At 48.8% G+C, this 2282-nt stretch carries 2 protein-coding genes; both read left to right on the top strand.

Annotated elements, in window-relative coordinates:
• Positions 1-293, top strand: a 293-nt coding sequence (locus ACRC27_RS12160) for an MGH1-like glycoside hydrolase domain-containing protein (RefSeq protein WP_438639559.1), incomplete at its 5' end; no start/stop codon positions are given.
• Positions 294-712: 419 nt separating this feature from the next.
• Positions 713-2282 (top strand): hypothetical protein (locus tag ACRC27_RS12155; RefSeq protein ID WP_438639987.1); only part of this gene is annotated, 1570 nt, incomplete at its 3' end.

Genomic DNA, 2282 nt, shown 5'->3' with positions numbered 1-2282 from the left:
CGGCGTTAACCAACCCAGCCTATGGCCCAGATATCTACTGGCGTGGCCGCGTGTGGCTGGATCAGTTCTATTTTGGGGTAAAAGGGATGGAGCAGTACGGTTATCGTGCTCAGGCGGTGGAGTTGGCAAATAAGCTGTTTCGTAATGCCAACGGCCTGACGCAAGACGGCCCGATCCGTGAGAACTACAATCCAGAAACCGGCGCTCAGCAAGGCGCACCGAACTTCTCTTGGAGCTCGGCGCACCTGTATATGCTGTATCACGGCTTTTTCAGCGCGGATAAAAAGTCGTAACGATAACGCTAAACAGTAATAAAAAGGCTGGTTGCTTGTGCATCCGGCCTTTTTATTTATCTGCCGGTACGTATGGATTTGTTTTGCGTTTTAATAGTTGAGGTTAGGATTATTGCAAAATGTAAGTTCTATGAGTTTAAATATATTTATTGTAGGTGGTATTTTTCTGCGCTGGCTCTCAGTTATTTTTTATTCCCTTTGTTTTCAGTGTGGTTATAGATAGCATTTTCTTGTGTTGTACCGGTAAATATTTTTCCTAAACACCTGTTTACAAGGGGACACCGCAGTTAATTACTTTTAAGCCAAGATTGTCATGCGTCTTTTTTTGTCCATTAAATATCTGTGTGGAGTGATGTTTTCCGTACGCGATATAAAAGCCGACATTTTAAGTCGGATAAAATAATCAAGAGAATGACAAAATGGCTAATCTGGTATGTAAGAAGCACGTAATATGTGCGCTACTAAATGCGGTGGGCATACTTTCATTCCCACATGCACAAGCAGCGTCGACAAATAACAACTCAGATTTACTGGCACACTATCAACAGCAAGGGATCGTGGATATTGGCGCTCAATTGGGTGCGTCGGTCGTCGCTATGACGCCATCAGGGCAATTTGCTGTGGGTGGAATGACTTTATCGCAAGGTTCACAAGCGTTTTTATGGAGTGCGACACAGGAAATTTCCTTATTACCGGTTCCCTATACATTACGCGGTGGGATCAGTCGAGCGTCAGCCATCAGTAATGATGGGCAATATATCGTGGGTTTTGTCGATTATAATCCGTCGACTACCTCCGGGTCGGTCAGCCAAGCCGTCATGTGGCTCGGCCCACACCAAGTCAGTGTTTTACCCACATTAAACCCACAACTGACCGGTTCGACGGCCAATGCGATTAGCGGTGATGGTGCCATTATTGCCGGCGCTAGTACAACCGCTGACGCCACCCTACATGCGGTGTATTGGGAACGTGAAACGTCCGCTATTCATGATTTGGGGTCATTAAATAGTGCCGCAGGGCAAGATTTTTCCAATGCCCTCGCGCTCAACCAAGGCGGGACCATTATTGTCGGCGTAACCAATACCACCGATGGCACTTTTCGAGCATTTCGCTGGACAAAAAATACTGGGATGGTTGCCTTACCCAGCTTAGGAGGGGCGTCGCAAGCCAACGGGATCAGTAATACTGGGCGTATCATCGGGGATTCTATCAATGGCAGTGGTGAAAAGCGGGCCGTGTATTGGGACAACGCCACCTTGCATGATTTGGGTACATTAAAATCGGATAATTCCGGCCAAAGCCAAGCAAAAGCCATTACGCCAAATGGAACATTAATTGTGGGGGAGGCCAATACCGCCCAAGGCACAACCGGCTTTATCTGGAAAGAAGGCGCGGGGATGTTCTCGGTGGCTGATTGGCTCAAGCATGCCCATGTTCAGGCCGAGGGAATGCCGGTGCGCAGCGTTAATGCGATTTCTGCTGATGGCACAACTATCGCAGGGCAATTGATGAATGGGGATGGTTATGTGGCACATCTCATTGCCCTTAATGCACCGGCGGTGGTGAATCCGGCGCATCCTGAAACTGGGCCTGTAAAACCAGAACAACCAAAACCAGAGCCTGAACATCCTAGCGATCACCATGTGGTTAAGCCTGGTTATCACGCCAGTGGTATCGTCGAAACGCGGCAGGTGGTGTCCTCCTTGTACTTTGTACAACGTAATTTAGAGGTACAGCGTCAGTTACTGGATGTAGCCGCGTCACAGGCAGATTGCGCCAGTTTTGGCGCCGATGGTATGTGCGTCAAAGCGCAGGCTGATTTACGTTTTCGTGGTGGAGAGGTGCAATATCGAGTGCCGGCCGCTAGTCTGACCGTCGCCTACCAATTTTATCCACAGTGGCGCTTAGGGTTATCGGCCATGGCTGCGGATATGCACATTAAAGATGCCAACGGTGGCCGTATTACACAGCAAGCACCGGCCTTTACCC

It is taken from the genome of Plesiomonas sp. (assembly GCF_051650925.1).
Lineage (GTDB): Bacteria > Pseudomonadota > Gammaproteobacteria > Enterobacterales > CAMTGL01 > Plesiomonas.
Note: the sequence above shows the minus strand (reverse complement) of the source record. Positions and strands in the feature narration are given on the sequence as shown.